Annotated in this window: 14 protein-coding genes; all 14 read right to left on the reverse strand. The window is 61.0% G+C overall.

Annotated features, from left to right (window positions below):
• Positions 1-258: 258 nt before the first annotated feature.
• Positions 259-714, reverse strand: coding sequence for a PepSY-like domain-containing protein (locus GFH31_RS03375; protein WP_118655979.1), 456 nt, complete (start codon positions 712-714; stop codon positions 259-261).
• Between the two features lie 36 nt (positions 715-750).
• The gene (locus GFH31_RS03380) at positions 751-1200 is read right to left on the reverse strand and encodes a PepSY-like domain-containing protein (protein WP_118655977.1); all 450 of its coding nucleotides are present in this window, start codon (positions 1198-1200) and stop codon (positions 751-753) included.
• A gap of 9 nt (positions 1201-1209) precedes the next feature.
• Positions 1210-2463: a PepSY-like domain-containing protein gene (locus tag GFH31_RS03385; RefSeq protein ID WP_118656250.1), complete on the reverse strand. Its 1254-nt coding sequence runs from the start codon at positions 2461-2463 to the stop codon at positions 1210-1212.
• Positions 2464-2776: 313 nt separating this feature from the next.
• Positions 2777-3232: a PepSY-like domain-containing protein gene (locus GFH31_RS03390; RefSeq protein ID WP_118655973.1), complete on the reverse strand. Its 456-nt coding sequence runs from the start codon at positions 3230-3232 to the stop codon at positions 2777-2779.
• Between the two features lie 51 nt (positions 3233-3283).
• Positions 3284-3523, reverse strand: coding sequence for a hypothetical protein (locus GFH31_RS03395; RefSeq protein ID WP_118655971.1), 240 nt, complete (start codon positions 3521-3523; stop codon positions 3284-3286).
• Between the two features lie 31 nt (positions 3524-3554).
• A complete protein-coding gene (locus GFH31_RS03400; protein ID WP_118655969.1) occupies positions 3555-3758 on the reverse strand; it encodes a hypothetical protein in 204 nt (67 codons plus the stop codon).
• Positions 3759-3924: 166 nt separating this feature from the next.
• A complete protein-coding gene (locus GFH31_RS03405) occupies positions 3925-7287 on the reverse strand; it encodes a hypothetical protein (protein ID WP_153498220.1) in 3363 nt (1120 codons plus the stop codon).
• A gap of 152 nt (positions 7288-7439) precedes the next feature.
• Positions 7440-10394: a DUF4906 domain-containing protein gene (locus tag GFH31_RS03410; protein ID WP_153498219.1), complete on the reverse strand. Its 2955-nt coding sequence runs from the start codon at positions 10392-10394 to the stop codon at positions 7440-7442.
• Between the two features lie 91 nt (positions 10395-10485).
• Complete coding sequence (locus GFH31_RS03415; RefSeq protein ID WP_153498218.1) at positions 10486-11700, reverse strand: clostripain-related cysteine peptidase; 1215 nt, start codon at positions 11698-11700, stop codon at positions 10486-10488.
• A 115-nt stretch (positions 11701-11815) separates the two neighbouring features.
• Complete coding sequence (locus tag GFH31_RS03420; RefSeq protein ID WP_153498217.1) at positions 11816-15118, reverse strand: hypothetical protein; 3303 nt, start codon at positions 15116-15118, stop codon at positions 11816-11818.
• A 151-nt stretch (positions 15119-15269) separates the two neighbouring features.
• The gene (locus GFH31_RS03425; protein ID WP_172970790.1) at positions 15270-15899 is read right to left on the reverse strand and encodes an outer membrane beta-barrel protein; all 630 of its coding nucleotides are present in this window, start codon (positions 15897-15899) and stop codon (positions 15270-15272) included.
• Positions 15900-15912: 13 nt separating this feature from the next.
• Complete coding sequence (locus tag GFH31_RS03430) at positions 15913-18369, reverse strand: Calx-beta domain-containing protein (protein WP_153498215.1); 2457 nt, start codon at positions 18367-18369, stop codon at positions 15913-15915.
• A 29-nt stretch (positions 18370-18398) separates the two neighbouring features.
• Positions 18399-20411 (reverse strand): OmpA family protein, encoded by a 2013-nt coding sequence (locus tag GFH31_RS03435; RefSeq protein ID WP_153498214.1) that lies wholly within the window; start codon positions 20409-20411, stop codon positions 18399-18401.
• A gap of 24 nt (positions 20412-20435) precedes the next feature.
• Positions 20436-21035: a DUF3575 domain-containing protein gene (locus GFH31_RS03440; protein WP_118655954.1), complete on the reverse strand. Its 600-nt coding sequence runs from the start codon at positions 21033-21035 to the stop codon at positions 20436-20438.
• Between the last annotated feature and the right edge of the window lie 19 nt (positions 21036-21054).

Here is a 21054-nt window from a genome sequence, read left to right on the forward strand (position 1 = left end):
TTAGATTTATGGGACTATAAATCCACGAAATTTCCGGCTCCTGTACCGCACAGAAACCCGGAATCCGCGATCATCCATTCTATTTTCTATATCGTTGGTCCGGAGAGCTTCCCGAAGGTTCCGGCCAAGATCTCCGAAGACCGTCCCACACACGACCGCCCGCTCGGGACGAAAGTCCGAAGCCGAGCCCTTACGGCACCGGATATAGCCCGGAATCGCCGCATAGATCTTCACCTTTCACTACCGCGGCTCAACGGGTCAGTACATATCCTCCCGCACGAACGTACCGTCGGCCGAGTAGATCAGCTCCAGCCCGCCCGTGATCTTGATCTCGTAGCCGCCCCGTTCGCGTTCGGCTTTGTAGATTTTCGCCCCCGGATAGCGCACGGCCAGATCCTCGACGATCGCCGCCGGCACAATACCAGCAGGCAGAAACGAGTAGCCGCAGTCCACCTTTTTCCACTCTCCCGAGGCGTGGAACTCGATGTCCGTGCCGTCGGAAAGCTTTACCTCAAACTCGCGATGTCCGTCCTCCCGCTCCCGCTCGGCATAGATGCAGCTCGCATCCGGGAAATAGGTTGCAATGAAAGTCTTCGCCCCGGAAGGCAGCCAGAGACAAGGAATGCGCATCTCGGCCAACGCGCAGTACAGCGCAGCTCCGACGACGACCACGCCCGCCGCAAGCGCATAATATCGTTTCTTCAACTTTTTCATACCATTTTCTGTTTTTCAGGCTCCGATACGTTCTCTTTAGGAGCGATCCTCCCGCACGAACGTACCGTCGGCCGAGTAGATCAGCTCCAGCCCGCCCGTGATCTTGATCTCGTAGCCGCCCCGTTCGCGTTTGGCTTTGTAGATTTTCGCCCCCGGATACCGCACGGCCAGATCTTCGATGATAGCCTGCGGAACGATCCCGGCAGGAAGGAACGAATAGCCGCAGTCCACCTTCTTCCACTGGCCCGTGCCGTGGAACTCGAGGTCCGTACCGTTCGACAGTTTCGCCTCGTACTCCCGGCGGCCGTCATCGCGCTCCCGCTCGGCATAAACGCAACTCTCGGTCGGGAAATACCGCTCGATAAATGTCCTGGCCTCGGCGGGTAATCGTCGGTAGGAGATGCGCGAGGAAGCGCATCCGGTCAGTAAAAGCAGGCTGGCGACCATCGTCGCCAGCACCGTCATAGATTTCAACGCTCTCATCATCGAACGGGCTCAAAGGATCGTACCCTCGGCGGCGATGCGCAGTTCGATCTCGCGGTTGCCGCGCTCGAGTTCCACGAGGTAGTATTCCGCAGTCGGGGTCTGCACGTACTCTATATCGTCGATCGAGAACGTAGCCCACTCGGAAGCCGCGATAGCGGCAGTAACGGCCTGCGGAAGTTCGCTGCGGCGGATGTCCCATTCGGTGTAGACCCATTCGTTCCGTCCGTTGAAGTAAACGTCCTTCTCGCGGTTCTCATGCCAGATCTCGACCTCCAGAAGACCTTTGTCGTAATCGTACTCCACGATCCGCGCCCCGGGGTATTTCGACGAGATGAACCCGGTGACTTCCGCATCGACCAACTGGCCGTTGCCCTGTGCGGGCATGTCGGACTGCTTGAGCGTCACCGTGCCGTCGAGCGTGACGTCCACCTTCACGTCGCCCTGCGCCGACTCCAGATCGAAGCGGTAGAACTCCTTGTCGGGAGTCTCGTAGTGGTCGATGTCGTCGATCCGGTAAGCGGCCCACTCGCTGTTCTGAAGAGCCTGCATCACCGTCTGGGGAACATCGCTGCGCCAAACCTCGGTCTTGGTGTAGACCCACGCGCCGCTGCCGTCGAAGAGCAGCTCGCGCGGCGTGCGGCCGTCGATGATATCCACTTCGGTCATACCGTGCTCGTAGTCGATCTCCGTGATGCGGGCGTCGGGGTAGTTCGTGCGGATGTACTCCTCGATGCCCGTGGCGGGCGTCGACGGGATATAGTCTCCGTAATCGTAATCGGGTGCCGAGTCCGTCAGCATTTTGACCAGCACGCCGTCGGCCGAGTAGTAGAGGTCGATCTCCGTTTCGATGCCGTTCTCCCGTTTCTCTACTTCGATGACGTAGATCGTTTCCACGCCTTCGCGCTCCAGCATATCCACGTCGTCCGTGCGCCACGGAGCCGAAGCGTATTCACTGGCCTCAAAAGCTGTCTGCACAGCCTCGGGAAGTGCCGTGAAGGGAATGTCCGTTTCGGTCATGTACCACGCGCCCCCGTTGTCGAACCACGCCGCGAGGTCGATGCCTGCCTCGGCGGCGCGCGATTCGGGCAGCGAGAAGCTCGCCACGACATATTTGTCTTTGGCCGTCCACCGCACATTGGTAGCGTTGGGGTACTTTTCTGTCAGAGCGGCCTGCGCCTGTTTGCTTACGGCGGGCTCGCGGGACCCGTTGTCCTCGTCCTTGTTGCAACCTGCCAGAGCCAACGTGCTCACGAGCAAGGTCATCAAAATCGTGTTCCTTTTCATAAAGTTGTTCGTGAAAATTTATATAATAGGTGAAAATTGGGGTCTTATCTAAGAAGCAGGGGGACCGAACCGAGATGCACCGTCTGCGGGATCATCGCCGCTTGCGCGTAAGGCCGATTCCCTCGTGGCGGTGGCGGTGCTGCGCCGTGAAATCCTCCAACCGTTCCGACTGCGGCACCGTATGGAACCACTGCAACCACGCACCGAAGCGGTCCAACAGCCATTGCAGAACGCGGCGAAGGGCATGGCTTATGGGAGAACGGGCATCCTTCATGGTCGGGCTGTCGTATCGTTAATCGTCGTAGCCGATCACGTTGAACTTGGTGTCGAACTTGATCTCCAGGCCGCCCGACAGCTCGATCTCCCACGTGTAGGGGTCGCGCTCGATCTTCTTGATGAACTGCCGGCCGAACAGTTCGTTCGCCGCCACGAAATCCGAGATCTGCTTCGGGACGATGGCTGCGGGAACGGGAGCGTACTTGCGCTCCACGCTTTCCCACTGTCCGTCGGAGCGGAAATCGACCTCCGTGCGGTCGGTGTATTTCACCTCGTACTCGACACCCATAAACTTCCGGTCGGCCACGATGTAGGCCACCGTCAGCGTGTCGAAATGGGTTTTCAGGAAGGTCTGCGCCGCCTGCGGCAGGCGGTCGAAGGTGATCGGCTCCTCATGTCCGTCGGCATGGGCCGGCGCAAGGCCGCAAAGGAGCAGCAGGGCCGAAAGAAGCAGTTTTTTCATGTTTTTCATAAGATCCGTTTTTTTAAGTTGTCGAATAATCATCCGAAGCTGCCGGCAGCGCTACTTTTCCCACCAGGCGATCAGCTCCATGATCGAGAAATAGAGCAGCGCTCCTCCCCACAGGGCGATGCCGACCACGGCCGCTGCGACCGCCACGATCCGCTCGGCGGCGGATTGCCTTCCGCCGTCCTCCTCCGGCGTGTCCGGCTTCGTCCCGTTCATCGGGTCGGGTGCGATCGGTTTTCGTTCCGTGCGTGTTCGCGTTCCGGTCGGTTTTCTTTTCTTTCTCTTTTTTGCCATCGTACGTTGCCGTTTCCGTCCCGCGCGGCGTTTACTGTATCAACAGCCATAATGCGAGCACGATACCCGCGAGGCACAGCAGCCGGACGAAGTACCGGCGGAACCTCGCCCGTCTCCGTTCCCGCCTGTGCAGCCTCCTTACATCCCCGTTATAGTCCAGTATGGGCATATTCAGGCGGTAGTCCTCCCAGCGTTCGGGATCGTTCGGACGGTATGTATCTCTTTTTTTGCCCATGAACACTCTCTCGGGAACCGACCATTACGATCGGCCGGGGTTATCTCGTTTCTCATATTGCGTTTTTTCGTTCTTTCTTTCCGTTACCGTCCGTTTTTCCGGCATATCGTTCCGCGCCGCCCCGGCCTTTCGGGCCGGGACGCGCAGACCGCGGGAATGCCGGATCCTATTTGCGCACATTATCCCGGATGCACCTTATGCCATAACCGAAGGCTTTGGATTGTGCGGTGGCGTTCAGCGGCATTACCGTCGTTGCTATAGTGCCATTGTCTATGCGAAGCGTCGGAGTATAAGCCTTATCCCTGTTACCTGCGGCAGTGGTGCTACTGGGCATATTTGTCCAATAGTAGGAGACACGGCCTACTGCCTCCGATTCTAAGTTATCTTTATGGCGAAATCCGCCTGCTCTCAGGTAGTATACTCCTCCCGAGGGATCGTATGCTCCCCTCCCTGACATGAGATTGGCATAGAACACCCAGCCGTAGACGGATCGGAGTCCGGAGTTATCCGTAAAGGGCGAGTTGTAAACAGTGCCGAATTGGGAGTTGCCTCCCATCGATTGGGTATATGTCCCCCCATCAACTGTCATACCCGTGAACACATCCGGATCGGGAACGCGGTAACCTCTCGGGCACGGATCGTAAACGGTTTTGGCGCTCCTGTAGCCGGCGTCGAACTGGGGGAGTCCGTCCTTGAACGTGATGCCGGAGCTGCCCGTAAGCTGGGCGTTCCAAAGGTTGCAGTAGTTCACGGCAGCACCATCCGATGCTGCAGCAATCCAATTACTAATACTCCCACCACAGACGAAGCTGTTCGGATTCTGGATGGCCTGGCCGATCGTATATCGGGCTGAGCTTGTTTGGAAAGCATTGTTTAACTTATTATTATTGCCATCATATACGGTCTTGTTGACTATCTCGCCGTTTTGGTTCATAGCCGCCGGGATCGGGTCCTTGCGCCCCCACTGGTAGAAGGGGTTGTTGCCGGAGCTCTCGATCTCGACACGGGGCTGTTCGAGCGTGATATCCCGGGTACGGCCGCTCGCCTGCGTGATGCGCACTATCGCGCTGCGGCCCTCGTAGACGTCGACATCGCCGCTGCACCAGCCCAGGTTCTGGCCCTGCAGGATAAACTCTTTTCCCGCTGCGTTCGTGATCTTGCAGTCGCTTACGGGGGCGTACGGGCTATAGGTATCCTGCACTGCCGGAGCTTTCTCAGGATCGTAGTCCGTAATCCAGATATGCCATGTCCAGATGATCCTGTCCAGATGATCGTACGCGGCAAATACGACGTTGCCCTGCATGGGGGTCTTCAAATCGGTATTCTTCGGTACGTCGAAGCAGATATAGCAGTCGGGCTTGTCCGTGAAGCACATGTCGGAGATCATATTCGGATTGTCCTGCCAGAGTATGCCGACGCGGGTGGGATAGCCGTTCGAACGGGCAGCGTCCGTACCCGTTACCGCGACTTGATGCGTTTCGTTATATTGCAGGTCCTTTTGGATCCAGCCGCTATGGATTCTCCGATTATCGTAATCCAGGAACCAGCTCAGCCAAGTAGTAGTAGTAGTAGTAGTAGTGCCTCTGTTGTAAGAGGTGGTGTTCTCGTCCGTTATGTCGATGCAGGGGCCTATAAGGCTGTTGCCGTACGCATACGGTATGCGGTAGTAGCCCGGTGCGGAGACGATGTAGCAGTTGGCCGTCTCGCGGGTAGCCAGCGTTTGGTCGGAACCCTTCGAAAGGTCGTATCGCGGAGACGAGTCCTCGCCGGGCCCGGTATAAGCGCCGACTATGGGGCGACCATTGAGCCGCTCGTTATAAGGGTCCTCCGTCTTTGTCAGAGGCATGGGATCGAAGGCAATGGAGAAGTCGCCGGACGACGTCTTCTCCACCGTGATCCAGTTCGGTTGGCTCGTCCCGACACCATCCTTGTCGACGAACCCGGCTTCCCACGGCAGTTCTTTGCTCGTTCCGTCGGGCATCACGACGTTGCTGCTCACGCGCTGGCTGAACGATCCGCCCAGCTGGTAGCCCGTGACATCATGCACCGTCAGGGTCGCCCATCCCACGGGCACGAACCGCTCGATATTGCCGCACTTTACGCGCAACCACATGCCCTGCGCCGTGGCGTTGTTCCCCGTCTTGAAGTGGAGCATATAACCCTCCTCGAGAGAGCTCTGGTTATTGAACGTGAAGGTGTTACCCGGTATGTCATTCCCGTCCTTGTCCAGCAGCTGCACGATCGAGGTCGCTACGGGAGCCGTTCGGGCGGCATTGAGCAGCGTCACGGTGCTGGTTGCCGGAGCCCCGTCCGGGTCGTTCTCGGGCTGGGGCCACGAGAAACGGTAGAGGGGCTGCGCCTCGGCTGCGGTCCACACATAGGCCGTATCGCGGTCGGCCGTCACCCCGTACTGTCCGTTGTACTCCCAATTCTTGCTCCAGTCGTCCAGAATCCCGATCTCGTAGACGGCGTTGGAGGGGTTGTCCAGCGCCTCTTCGATATTGTCGTAACCCCGCTTGTAGATGTCCTTCACGCGGAAGACGTAGTGCTTGCCACGCTCGAAGGCGTTGCGTTTTGCGATCGTGCCCTGATTTGTGTCGTCGAATGTGAGGCAGTAGTATTGCATGGGGCCGCTCTCGGTCTCGGCGACCCGCAGCAGGACGTAGTTGAACGCCCGGTTCGTCGGCCAATTAGCAGGCTGCGCCGCCTCGTAGGTGTACAGCGCGGGAAAACTCATCGGGTCGGCATCCGGGTCGTAGCCCGGCGTGCCGCTCTGAGAGAGCGCACCCTGTTCGTTCTGCGAAGCCGGCGTGCTTGCCGTTGTCCACTGCGTCGTTGCGGGCATGTGGTCGAGGTAGGTGGTGCGGACGGTCGTCCACGCCAGCGGCCCGCCCGTCTGGGTCAGCGAGGGGTCCAGCACCACGCTGATCTTGGCGCACTGGAAGCTCATGCGAACCTGTACGTTCTGGCCGTTCCATACGGCATCGCCGGCCATCGTCAGCGGGGCTTTCATATCGGCCGAAGTGCCGCCCGCGGCGCTGCGGGGCTTCAGCGTATTCTGCGCCGCAGCCATATTTTGGCCTACGAGTCCCTCCGCCTGGTTCACGGTTGTCGGGTCGAGGTTGCACAGCACGACGATCGTCTCGCCGCTCTGCGGTGCGAGCTTTCTAAAGCGCAGCGTGGGCTGCTGCGTGCCGTTGCCCATGACGGTCGCCACGACCTCGGCACCCGTGATCCGGTCGTCCGTCTTGTTCCACGCGAGCACCACGGCATTCTCGATGCGGCACTCGTCGATGGTCGCGCCCGAGTAGGTCTCCACCCGCTCCGGGGCGGGAATGTAGAGGGCGAGATCGGTGCCCTCGTCGGGACCGCCCGGCCCGACAGGGTCTTTGGCACAACTCCCCAGCAGCAGCGCGAAGACCGCCGTCAGGCGGAGCAGGGAATGCAGTCCCCGGAGTGCCGCGCCCGGGGAGCGCCGTGCGACGTTCTGCGCCGCACATAGTCTCTGTTTTAATACTGTCCGTTGCATTGATCCGTTGCTTTTATTTTTCGTTTTTCTGTTCGTTTTCCGTATCTTTTTCCGCCCCGGCAGAGTCCGAACGGGTTCGGCTCTGCACCCGGCTTATCGAAAGGGTTCGCTTTTTATTCGTTCCTGTATCTACCGTTCGCCCTTCGGGGTCTCTATTGCTCCTTCACGGGGCGGACGGAGAAGCCGTAGCTGCGGTGGAAGGCGTTGGCCTGCGTGTCGACGCGCGTCTGATTGCAGTACATGCTACTACCCGTACCATTATCCGAGCCCGAACCCGCGGACCAGCAGTAATAGTTGCCGACGGCGAAAGGGGTACCCATCGTGTAGTAGCGAGGGCGCGAAGCGGGGAAATAGATGGTTTCGCCCGTACCGTCCGTATTGCAGTAGAAGTGCCAGCCGTTGTCCCATGCGCCGGAAACATTGAAATCGGTAACGGTGGAGGTAACGTTACCAGTAGTCGTGAACCCGGTGAAAGCCCCGCTGGGCGGCAGGCAGAACCCGGCCGGCGAGGGATCGTAGACCGTCTTGACGACCTGATTGGTATTAATGCTGGTAACGTTGCTGTTTGCGGACCAGAGGTTGTAATATTGTCCATCCATACCGGAGATGATACAGAACGCAGACGGATTCTTGATATACATCTGAATGGACGTTGTACTGATCTGACGCGGAGCGCCAGTGATCGAAGACCAGGCATTCGGCCCGTAGGTGGGCTTGTTGACGTTGCCATTCGATCCGGGGAACGGGTCCTTGCGGCCCCACTGGTAGCAGGTGCTGTTGGCCGATATTAAGGCGTAGTCCTGTTGTACCGTTATGATCCGTGTCGCGCCCGTCTCCGACTGCGTAACCTTGACTCGTGCCTCCCGCGCAGCATACTCCTTTTCGGGGCACCAGCCGAGGCTCTGCGTCATAAAGTCGAACTGCGTGTTGGGCGACGTGCGGTTCTGCACCGTCTTGGTGGCGTCCGCGGCATAGGGGTCGTAGTCCGTAGCCCAGATATGCCAGCTCCAGGCGATAGTATTGCCTGCGAAGACCGCCAGTACGGCATTGCCGTAGTCGATCTTGTCCGTTACCCGGAACGCGAGGCGATTCCCGCTGAGCTGTACCGAGGATTCCTCGATCATCCCGTTCACGTCCTGCCACAGCAGTTTGGCATCCGTGAGCGTGATGCCGTTATCGGAAATATAGGGATTGGTAATTGTACCCGAGTGGTTGAAAAAGGGATTCAGGATGTTCGTCCCGCTGGCCGTCGAGGTATAAGCCGCTGCGTTCGTGGCCCCGTCCTTGATGGCGTTGCCGTAGACCAGCGGCAGCGAGTAGGTACCCGGAGCATGCACGAGATAGCAGTTGGCGGTGTTCATAAGTCCGTCGCGTGTCGAGAGGTCGTAGTTGACGACAGCGGCTTCCGTCTGCATGCGATGGCTGTTTTCCTGCGCCGCCACGCTGCCCGAGAGGTTTCCCGTACCCGAGGTCTGGATCGTCAGCCAGTCGGGAACCGGGGCGGAAGCGCCGCCCGCATCCACGGTCTCGGCCGTCCACTCCAGCGGTTCGGTCGTGCCGTCGGGCATAGCGGCCCGGCAGACGATCTGCGAGGCGAAATCTCCGCCTGCATAGGTCGCACTCCCGTTTGCGGCCGAAAATTCAGCCTTGCCCACGGGAATATAACGCGCCAGCCCGGCGGGTTGTCCCCCTTTGGTCTTGACGATCTTCAGCCATGCCCCGGCGAACTGCTCCGTGGCCGTGAACTGCACCTCCGCTTTGGACGAAGGCTCCAGCAGGAAGGTGTTGCCCGCAGCGAAAGAGCCGTCGCGGTAGAGCGACGCCAAGGAGGCGTCCAACGTTCCCGACCTGTCGGGCTTCATGAGCGTGACCGAGAAAGGTTCCGTACCGCCGCCCGCGGCGACGGTCATCACCGTCGATCCTTCGCCCGGCAGGACGTAGAGCGCCGAATGCGAGGTCACGGCCTCGCCCCAGGGGGCGTCGATGTCGATGACCGCGTCGTCCCAGTCATGGATCTCCAGATTGGCGTTCAGGCTCTCGTCGCCCTCGATGGACTGCACCTGCACGTCCAGCGTATAGATCGTGTTGCGCTTGATCGTATAGTCCTTGTCGCCATTGGTAAGCTGCTTACCCAGCGGGTATTCGAGCGTCAGGGTCTTGCTCTCGGCGGAAACGGAGTCCGAGACCTTCATGCTGACCTTGACCACCGTGGCACTGTCCCGGTTCGTACCCGCGTCGTGCGGGTGCATGTACAGCGAGTCGATCTTCATCCCCGAAACCCAGTTCTCCTCCATGCGCAGCGGCGTGCCGGAGGTCGCGCTCCGGACGATCGTCTGCTCCATACCTGCGAAAGTATCTCCCGGATCGTAGTCCTTATGATCCGGATCATTCCTGTCGTCCGTCGTGGGGGATGCCGAGGCCATCTTTTCAACCGTCACGCTGATGCTCCGGGGGTCGATCTCAAGGGTCGAGGGCACGGCGTCGGGGTGGATGCCCGCCTTGATGCGCAGCTTGGCGACCTGACGCGTCAGGTTCACATTCGCCGTCCACGTGTCGTTCACCTTGCCGAACACGCTCGTTCCGGTGAAGAACAGCGGATTGAGCGTCGAGCCCTTCCAGAGGTCGCTCTCGGCGGTGATGGCACCCGGATTCTGGTTGTAGTTCGCGTAGATCACGGCCCTGAGCTCCGTGCCCCCATCCAGCGCCGAAGGGGTCACCGGAATACCCTCCACCGTGAAGGTGGCCGTAGGGTTACCCCCGGTCGTCCCGGTAAAGCTCGGAAGTTCTTCTTCCTTCAGCGTTTTCGTGGCTACTTCTTTCCAGTCGGCCCGGGCGCCGAGCGCCCCCTTGCTGCGCGAGTAGAAGACGATGTAGAGCGAGTTGATCACGCTCTCCTGGCCGTAGCCCGGTTCCGTCCCCGCATAGGTGCGCGGATTTCTCATCTCCCGCTCCACGCTCTGCGGGACGGTCAGGCTGATGGTAAGGCCCGCCCGTTCGACGATCTCGGGGCTCCCGAGATCCTTCGCGCAGGAAACGACCGTCAGCGCCGTCAGCGCCAGCACCCAGGTTCTTCCCGCACTTCGGATGTTTCGTATAAGCTGTAACATGCGCGTTTATTTTTTAGTTATATTATCGTTGTTATATTCTTGCTTTCTCATGTTTGTGTTTTCCCGTTCCGTTTTCCTGTTCCCGACCCGGTTATTGCCCGGACACCGCCCGGTACCATGCCGTGCGGCGGTAGGCTTCGTTGAGCGCCGCCAGTTCCGCCCGGGGGAGATATACCGTCAGTCCCGAGTGGGCCGTGATGTCGAAGCCGTTGTAGCGGCCGTAGTTGCCGTCGTCGCCGACCATGAACCGCTCGGTCTGGTCTTTCCACACCACCGTGCGCCGGAGCTGTTCGCGCAGGGCACCGATCTCGCCCGCCAGGTGCTGCGCGCAATCTTCCAGATCGAAATACCGGGCTACGGCGGGATTGTCGCCGTAGCTGCCCGGACGGTCGAAACGCTGCAGGTCGTCCGTTATGTCAGACTCACGGACCGACAGAGTCGGCAGCTCGGCCATCCGGGCGGCCAGCGGCTCCATTTCGTGCAGGTCTACGACCGACAGGGTCGCCGAGCGGTAGACGCCCGTCTGCGTGGCGACATGCCCCATATAGGCACTGCCGAATGCCGTAAGGCACTCCGGGGCGGGGGCCGAAGCGTCGAGCAGGTATTTCAATGCGCTCCCGTAGACGAGCGTGAACCCCGGCGAGAGTATCTCGGCCGACGAAGCCAGCATGCACTCCGCCTTGTCGCGCAGGGCGTAGGCCACCTCGGCCCCCGCCATCAGGCACGCCTCGAAAACGATGAAATCGAGCGAGCCGTCGGCGATGGCCGAGGCGAACTCTTCGAGCTCCATCTCCGCGTGCGGCGTCTGCTCGTCGCTTTCGTCCCGGCCCATCGAGCGGCTGCCTATCGTGCCGGACGACGTTCGGCCGGGGCTTTGCAGGGCGCCCTGCGGTAGCCAGCCGCTGCCGTGCGAGAAGAACACGAGGCCGTAACCCGGCGCCGGGAAGGCGTTCATCGTCTCGCGCAGCGTCCGCCCCAGCACGGCGGGCGACGCGGAGTTCTCCGCCCCGTATTCGGCCACGGTCTGCTGTGTCCCGTCGGGCAATGCCCGCAGCAGGCGGGCGCCCTGGGGAGTGTCGGCGTAGATCAGCAGTTCTCCCGCGCGGGCCGCTGCCCGGCCGCGGCACAGCGCCGCGATCTTGTCGGACGTTTCCCCGTTCAGGTCGTTGTCGGAGGCCATGTACGCCAGCACCGTGCGCCCGGGCGCGGGAACGGGCGGTTCCTCGTCCCGGCGCTCGCATCCTGCGAGGAGTGCCGCCGCGCACAGCGCGGCGAGAGTCAGGTATCGGGTGCACGGTCGTTTCATGGTCTTTATATCGTGTTTTCGTTGCCGGGCTCTTCCCGGCGGTTCGCTGTTTTTTCGTTTATGTTATCGTTTTTCCGTTGCGTCGTCTTTTCGCCGCCCTGCGGCTTCGCTCCCTTTATTCTCGGACGGGGCGAACGGGGAAGCTGCCGCCGCGCTCGCTGTCGCTCTTCGGGTGGACGATATACTGTTGGGCGTGAAGGCAGCGCCCCTGTAAATTCGAGGACGGAATCGCGGACCAAACGAGGGCGCTGCCGCCGACGAAGTTCGTCGTGCCGGCCGTCTGTCTGCGATAGCCCGAAGCGGGGAAATAGATGGTTTCGCCCGTTTTGTTCAAACCGCAGAAGAAGTTCCAGCCGTTGTTCCATACGCCATCGACGTTGAAATTGATGTAGTTGGAATCCTCGCCCGTAGTCGTGAATCCGGTGAAAGCCCCGCCGGGCGGGAGGCAGAACTCGGCCGGAGAGGGATCGTAAACCGTCTTGACGACCGGATCGGTATTGATGTAGTCGACATTGTCGTTGTTTGCGGACCAGAGGTTGCTATACACATTGTCCATACCTATGGTCAAATTGAACTTGTAAGGATTCTTGATGTACTCCGCAAGGGACGTTGTACTGATCGTCTGCGCCCCCGGAGCGTTACCGGTCGCCGGCCAGATATACTCCGCCGGCCCGTAGGTGGGCTTGTTGACATCGCCATTCGATCCGGGGAACGGGTCCTTGCGGCCCCATTGGTAGAAGACGCTGTTGCCCAGCGTGTGGGCCGTCTGTTCGATGGTCACCACGACGTCGGCTCCCGTGCCGGCCTCGGTCAGCAGCAGGCGCTGGCTCCGCGCCTCGCATGTGACGGGACACCAACCGAGATTCTGCGTCATAAAGTCGAACCCCGTGATGGGCGTACTCATGTTCTGCACCGTCTTGGTGCCGCCTGCGGCATAGGGGTCGTAGTCCGTTGCCCAGATATGCCAAGACCAGGCGATCTGGCCGGCATTGTCGAAGACCGCCAGTACGGCGTTGCCGTAGTCAATACTGTTCGTTACCCGGAAAGTAAGGTTATCTCCGTCGATCTTTACCGAGGTTTCGTCGATCATCCCGTTCACGTCCTGCCACAGCAGTTTGGCTTCCGTGAGCGTGATGCCGTTATCGGAGATATAGGGATCGGTAATTGTACCCGAGTGGTTTAAAAAGTGAGTCAGGATGTTGTCCGAGGTGGCGGCCGTCGAGGTATAAGCCGCAGCGTTCGTGACCCCGTTCTTGATGGCGTTGCCGTAGACTAACGGGAAAGAGTATGTCCCCGGCCTGTGCACGATGTAGCAGTTGGCCGTATTCACAAGAGTAGTTCCACCGCGTGTCGAGAGGTCGTAGCCGCTCACCGCCGGGAGGACTTTCATGGATTCCGCCACGTTCACCTGCGCCTGGGCAGTGACCGATAATCCGTTCACCGTCACCCAGTCGCTGGCGGCGGGGTTGCCGTTCTCGTCGCACGGCTGGGCCGTCCAGGTGCCCGTAACGTTTTCCGTCGTATTGTCGGGGTAGGTTACGGAGAAAGCGGAAACCGGCAGGGTGTTTGTTCCTCCCGCGAAGATTACCGATACGTCGGACGTGGTCGTCGTGCCCTTGCCGACCTGCACATACTGCGCCTCGGCGAAATTGCCGTCCGGCTTGCACTGCTCGATTCTCAGATAGCCCCCGGTGAACCGGGCGGTATTGTTGATCTGCACGCAGATGTCGGTCTCGTGGCCGGGAACGGCGTAGAGTTCGGTCTCCTCCTTCATCTGCGTCCCGTTCCACAGGCAGATGGTTGCGACCGCCGCATCCACTTTTGTGGAGCCGCCGTTCGTCGTGACAAGCGTAACCTTGTAGGGAAGGGCTCCCGGCTCGGTCTTCAGGGTGACGACTTTCGAGGCCGGAGAGGTGGTCGCACCCGCTTTCGTCACTACCACGCCGAAACCTTTCTGTTGGTCGGGCGCAGCGGAGCCCCAGTCGCGTTCGTCGGTGGCGGCAGCCGTCCACGGGCAATGTCCGTCGGTGTGGGCCTGCGGGTCGCTGGTTACGTGTACGTGCCAGATCCAGCGGTAACCCTGATCGCCCTGCAGCTTCAGGCCCACGGTGGCCTCGCCGGTTATGTTCGGATTTGCGGCCTTCACCCGGACAGAGTGGTGGGCGCCCGTCGCGCCATTGCCCATCGGGTTCACGACCTCGGCCGAGATCAGATCACTGCCCGAGATCACCTCGGCGACGAGCTGTGCGGCCTGATCCATCTTGCCGCCCAGCTCCGCGTTATGCTCCAAGTTCCATGTTTGGAAGACGTCCTCGACGGAGAACTCGGCCGCCCGGCCCGGAGCCACGACCACGCAGTTGGCAGCGTTCAGTTTCCGCTTTACGGTCTCGGTCTGCGTATCCTCCACGTTCCACGGCAGCAGTTCGGTTACGATCTCCACGTCGGAACTCTTCGGCACCGGGATCAGGTTGTAGACGATGCGGCCGTTGCAGCGGGGCACCTCCGGGACTGCCTTGGCCTCGATGATCTGCTCCGCGCCCCATCGGTCGGTGTAGGTCAGCGCGATCTTCATCTTGTGTTCGAGGATGTCGGTGGGGTTGTCGTTCATCGTGCCGTCATCTTTCCAGAAATCGCTCCCCCGGTGCGCCGGGATGACCGTGTGGTTCATCGACGACATTTTGAATAATGGCTTGTTATCGGTCGAGAGAGAATCCCTCCACGTCTCGGTGTCGGGAATCGTCAGCACGATGGGCGCTTTGCGCAGCTCCGGCGTCGTCGTGTTCGGCAGGATGTTCCCCGCCCACGAAACGGTGCTCGGCACCTCCGTCAGCTGAACCGTAATAGGCTTACTCGCATTCACGATACTGTCCTTGTCGAGAATACGCACGTACACCTGCGACATGTTGCGCGCCAGCGACATATCGGCCTTCGCATCCTTGTCCGCTTCGATCTCGGGCAGGGTTACGCTGCCGAAAAAGATTTCGGGGCAGGTCGTCGCATCCTCCGGCATCCGGTACATGGGTGTCTCGGTCATGTCCGCTCCCGCTCCGGGCAGGGGCAGCAGGTCGCTGCGCGGGGAAACCGCGGCCAGGCCCCAGTTGCCGGTACGCATCATGCCCGTATAGACGTTACCGTCTCTTTTGAGGATTACCTCGTGGCTGAACGTGCCCGCACCGGAGAGGTTGCCGGACTGTGTATAGGGCGACCGGTAGGCGGCGAAACGCATACCTGCATAGACCGTCTCGGTCTGGTCGGCGGGCAGCGCCGCCGTCGTCCGACCGGCGAACGTGAGCGTGAAGCGATTCTCCCCGCCCGTGGGGCCCTCCGCCCCGACAGGGTCTTTGGCACAGCCGCCCAGCCCCGCCGACAGCGACAGGGCCATGGCGCATTCGAGTGTATATGTCAATAATCGTTTCATGGTATATGTATATCTATGTCATCAATTTCTTCCTGTGCCCGTCGCCGGGGCAATCCCGCCGACACTTGCGGCTCGTCCGGGCGCTTCGGTTTCGGCGGCCCTTGCCCCTCCTGCGGCTCGTTCGGGTGCATGGGGCGTTGCGCTCGCGGTTTTAAAAGTTCAGTCCCACGCCTATCGACGGGTAAAACCCGTGCAGGCCGTTTACTTCTGCGGCCTTCCACCGGTTGAAACCGTAGCGGTAAGCCGCCCGCACGTCGAGGAAGAGAGCTCCCCCGCGCCGCGGATAGATCCGTGTGCCGACCTCGGCCGAGGCACCCACGCCCCAGCTGTCGGCCTTCGAGGTGTTGATCGTCTCCCCGGTAATATCGAACCGGGTCCACTGGGCGCCGACACCGGCGCCGAGATAAGGTTGCAACAGACTTGTGCGCCCACCGAGCATGTACCACCGCAGCGTGGCCGTGATGGGGATTTGCTGCCGTGTGCGTTCGGCGTAGCCCGTTACAGCGTCGCCGTCGAAGTGGCCGTCGAACACCCCGTTGTCGGCCGTACGGTCCCAGGCGACCGAGACTCCCGCCGCCCACCGCTGTGCGAAGCGGTACTCGTAGCGCAGCGAGAAGGCGGCCGCTCCCGTCTTGTCGGGATAGCCCGTCCCCAGCGGTACCGATACGCCCCATGCGACCTCGGCGCTGTGGCGCGGGGCCGGAGCCTGTGCCCCCGCCCCGAGGGGCAGGAGCAGCAGGACAGCCGTCCGGATCAGATGTCCGACCTTATTTCGTTTCATCGCGATCATCCGTCTATCTATTGAGGATATTGAAGCTTGCACTTTGTTTGTCGGGAGCGATACCGATCTTGCCGGCTCCCTCGGCGGCCCTGACGCCGCTGAGCTTCACGCCCACGGTCTTGACGATGCTGTCGGGGGTGTAGAGCACCATACCGTTGAGATTGACGGCGCTGCTGCGGTCGTCGCCCCAGATGCGCAGGTCATGAGCGTTGGAGAAGACGAAATCGGTACCCTGCACCGCCGTAGCCTTGTCGTCCAGCTGGGTCTGCAGGAAGATGTCCCCGCCGCTGCAGTTGGTCTGCACGGCGCCGTCCTTGGCCCGCAGCAGCGAGATCTTGAAGAATCCCGACACCACGTTGTTCATCTTGTTGTAGTCGCCCAGCGACTCGATGGCCACCAGCGCCGGCTGGTCGTAGATCAGCCCTTCGCAGCTGAGCACGTTGCTGCCGAACGACACTTCCGTGTCGGACATGGCGTGTATCTTGTTGAAATCGACCACGACGGTCTTGATGTTTTCGTAACGCGTATCTTCGAACGTCTGCACGCTGAAGCGGCCGCTGTGGCTGCCCGGGGTGATCGTCAGGCGCGGCTGGCGGCCCATGTCGAAGTCCATCTTGTCGGCCGTACCCTTGCCGTAGATGCCGTCGATGACGATATCGGCTTTGGTGGCGTTCGTCAGGCGCACGCCGTTGGTCTTGAAGATGCCCAGTTCGTACACTACGTCGCTCTCGCCCTCGGTTCCGGCCGTCGAGGAGATCATCCGCACGACCGAAGGCTGGTCTACGATCGTGGCCAGGCTCTTGCCGCGGATCAGGTACGAGTCGGTAACATCCGAAAGCTGAAGGTCGAACGTGCGGTCGCCTTCGAGCAGGTCGTTGGCCATGACGGGAACTTCCACCGTATAGCGGTTCAGGTAGCGGTCGCGGCCGTCGGTGCTCGGGATAAAGGAGAGCGTACCGGTCACGGGCGTGAAGTTAAGCCCCTCTTTGGCGCTCACGGGCGTAGTTTTGTAGTTCACCGTAACGGGACGGGGCGTACCCTCGTCCGTGAATCCGAAGCCCGAAAGGGTTACGGTAAAGGTCGCCGTGGCGTAGCCGTCGATGGGTTTGTTGACGATGATGTCGCTTACGTGGATGCCGTGCGCCAGCTTCGTCACGCGGCTCCCCTCGCCCACGAAGAACGCCTCGCCGCTCATGGGCAGGCAGACCTCGCTGAAGGCCGTAGGCTCGTTCTCCACGGCGAAGCGGTCGAAGAGCGTCTCGCCCGTGGCCGAGAGCATCGAGAGGCGTCCCGTTGCGGAGTTGCCCATCAGCAGGTCGTCGTTGCCGTTGATGCGCAGGTTCGTGTAATTGGCCGCGGTATTCTTCTCGTAGAGCTTGCGTCCCTCTTTCGAGAGTTTGATGATCTTGCCGCGCGAGGCGCTGCGGTCGTAAAGGCTCACGACGCAGTGGTCGCCCGCGATGTTCTGCGCGATGGCCGAAACCTCGCCCCGGTCGGCGCTCGAGATGAGCACCGTACCGTCCGAACGCAGCAGCGCGAAGTAGGAGTTCTTGGAGTCGTGGCCTCCCACCAGCAGCTCGCCGGTAGGCAACACGCCGAGTTGGTCGAGGCGCGTGTCGGCCGAGGCCGGAACGATGGGTTTGTTGAATACCTCGTCGCCTTCGGGACGGATCTTCACGACCGTGCCCCCGGCCTTCTCGCCCTGGCCCACCAGGTAGATGTCGCCGTCGGCGGTCGAGACCATCCGCTCGATGCGGTAGCTCTCGTCGGGCAGCGTCGTGAGGAAATAGGGCTTGCCGTTCTCGTCGAGACGCACCACCGAGCTGCCGCCCTTGCCGTCGGTGAAGGCGGCGTGCAGCAGTTCCGAGCGGTTGCCCAGCACATCGAAATGGCGGCACACGGCGCCCGTCACGGCCGTATAGAAATAGACGACCTTGTTGCGGGGCGACACCTTGCAGACGAAGCCCGCCTCGCGGCCCTCCTTATTCAGCGTGCTGCCCGATAGGATGATGTGTCCGTCGGGCAGGACCTGCCCGGCCATGATCTTCGTGCCCGGCTCGCCGATATAGAAGTCGCGCTCCACCACGCCGTTACTGCCCATCAGCATGGCATGGCCCGTAGCACGGCTGCGCTTGTCGCCGGCGGGGATGTGGCGGTAGCCCATCACGAGCACCTGCCCGTCGCCAACGCTCTCCAGCGCGAGGATACGCTCGAACTCATCGCCCGGGAAACGCTTGAACAGGCGGCTGCCGCCGCTGCGGTCGAGCCAGGTGAGCGATGCGCGGGAGTCGCTTACGCCGGCCGCTACGGCCTCCCCGTTGGTGAAGTCGGTTTCCATGACCTCGAACTGGTGTGCGCGTCCGTAGTTCTTGTCATAGACTACGGGCATGTATTGGGCGGCCGCGGGAGTCGTCGAGAGAACGCCTGCGAAGAGGCCGGCTATCAGAATATATTTGTCGATGCTTTTCATAATTTTATGCTGTTTTTATTTTTCCCGGATTATTGTTTTTTGACGATGATGTCCACGCGGCGGGCCGTGCGGTTCAGTTCGATGCGCTCGCGCAGGGGCAGTTCGATCATGGGCGTCTCGGGGTTCCATCCTCCGGACAGGCTCAGGCGTCGCTCTTCCATCTGTGCGCGGTAGTCCTCGGCGTCGGGGGCGGTGCGCCCACGGCCCTCCCAGACGATCCGGGGCTTCATGCCGCAGCGAACGAGCTCCTCGGCCGCCGCCCTGGCCCGTTGTTCCGAGAGCCGTTGATTGTATCCTTCCGCTCCCATTTCGTCGGCATAGCCCACGACGATGACCTCGGACAGTGTCCCGATCACCGGGTCGGCGGCCAGCGCGCGCAGCGCTTCGGCACTCTGCGCCCGGAGTTCCCAGCGGTCGAAATCGTAATAGAGCGTGAGCAGGATCTCTCCCTCTTCGGGTTGCATGCGGATCGTACTCTCGATCAGGCTGTCGTCCGTCGGGGCGCCGCCTCCGCGTTCCAGGTCCGTCACCTGCGTCAGGGCGCCGTTCAGGGCGAGATATTCCCGCGAGACGCCGAGCGCCTCCAATCCCGAAATCGAGGTGCGGGCGTTCTCGAACGTATAGATGTCGTCGCGGAACTCGAGGCCCCGGCGATCCGAAATGAAATACCCCTGCCCGTCATGGAACATCATCCCGTAGTCGTTGTACACGGAGTTGATCGGGTAAGGAAGATGCCACAGCGAGTTGGACATGATCTTGCCCTCGACGAAGTTCGCGCGGTAGATGTCGTATCCGCCGTAGCCTTCCTGCCCGTTGCTGGCGAAGTAGAGTTCGTCTTCGATGATCGAGGGGAATATCTCGTCGCCTTCGGTGTTGACCGTCGAGCCGAGGTTTTCGGGGTCGGACCAGCGTTCGGTCTGCTCGTTCCAGTAGGAGACGTAGAGGTCCATGCCTCCGTAGCCGCCTTCCAGATCGGAGGCGAACAGCAGCGTGCGTCCTCCGTCCAGCAGCACCGGGTGGGCGTAGCACGCCTCTTCCTGATGCTCGAACAACGGCTGCAGGGCGCTCCATCCGCCGCGCCTGGCGTTATATACCGTATAGAAAAGCTGGGTGCGGAACAGTTCCTTGACATCCACGCCGTGGATGCGGTCCGACCCGCGGTAGTTGATGCCCGTGACCACCCGCAGGTCGCCTTCCGACGCGGCGGCCCCGTTCTGCACCTCGCGGGGCAGGTCGCGCAGGGGCTTCAGCTCGCCGTCGCCGCCGATGGAGAAATACTCCGTGCGGTGGAAGAAGACCTTGCGCGGGTCGAGCATGCGGCTCTGGCTGGCCGCGCAGAAGATGCGTCCGTCCCACTCTCCGAGCCAGTATTCGGCCGCCGTACTGCCTGCCAGCAGGCGCACGGCGTAGTCCGCTTCGCCCTTGTTGTAGTAGTGCTGCTGATTCGAGAGCGCGTAGAGCGTATTGAGGAAACGCTGGTTGCGGCTGTGCGGACTGCGGAAGGCATAGTGGCGTGCCACGACCTCGGCCTGCTGGGTGCGATCCAGCAGGCGCAGCGCGTCGATATAGGTGCAGGCGTCGTCCACGTCCAGCAAGGAATCGCTGCTTTCGTAGACCGTCGTATAGTGTTTCGCGCTGTTTTCGGGATCTTGCAGCATGTTGTACACGCGGGCCATCTTCAGCTCCAGACGCAGCCATTCGGGCATGTCGTGTCCGTCCACGCGGGAGGAGGCCCGTTCATAGAATTTCATGGCCTTGTCGTAGCGGCTGGTGATGAACGCCCGGTCGCCCAGACGCTCCAGGCGCGTGGCCCGGCTGTGGGCCGGGGCCTCCTCTGCGGCGGCCGCTTTCTCCTGCTTTCCGCGGGAGCGGCTCTTCTCCGCAGCGGGAATCTGTCCCCGCTGCTGCATGCGCGCTGCGCGGGCTTCGCTGCGCGCCTGGCTGCGCGGGGAGCCTTCGTCCTGCGCCGAAGCGTTCGTAGCCCAGCATGCGGCCAGCAGCAGGCACATCGATAGTATTGCGTTGCGTTTAAATTTTCTCATCAGGATTATCTTTTTTTTCGACGGCTATTTGAATATGTTGTACACCAGGTGGACGCCGAACTTGGTGGGGCCGATCCACATCTTCGTGTTTTTCTTCTCCAGCGGATAGTGCGCCCACTCGCCGCCCAGCAGGTACTTGTTGTACTGCAGGTGGGCGTAGCCTACCCCGAGGTTCACATCCAAACGGAAGCGTTTCGCGAGGTAGAACTTGTAGCCGAGCGACACGCCGGCCGACACGCCCCAGCCCTTGCGGCGGTAGCTCTCCTTGTCCTCGCCCTTGTACAGGCCGATGTTGAAGTTGCCGTACATGGCGTAGGGGCCTATGTAGAAACCGTCGAAGGCGTTGTTCGTATAGTAGTATTTCGGTTTGACGTAGTAGCGCAGGTCGATGCTTCCGATAAGCGTGCGGAACACCTCTTCGTGTTTCTTGAACATGTACGGCATCCACAGCACGTCGCCGTTCACGGTGAACTGCCGGCCTACGTTCCATTCGATGCCCACGTTGGGGCTCCCCGCCAGGATCAGCGGGATATTCGTTTTGACGGCTTGCGCCCGGGCATGGCCGGCGGACAGAAACGTCAGCAACCCGATGATGCCGGCAATGCGGATGATAGACTTTTTCATTGTAATCGTTATTTTTATT

It is taken from the genome of Alistipes sp. dk3624 (assembly GCF_009557455.1).
Taxonomy (GTDB): domain Bacteria; phylum Bacteroidota; class Bacteroidia; order Bacteroidales; family Rikenellaceae; genus Alistipes_A; species Alistipes_A hominis.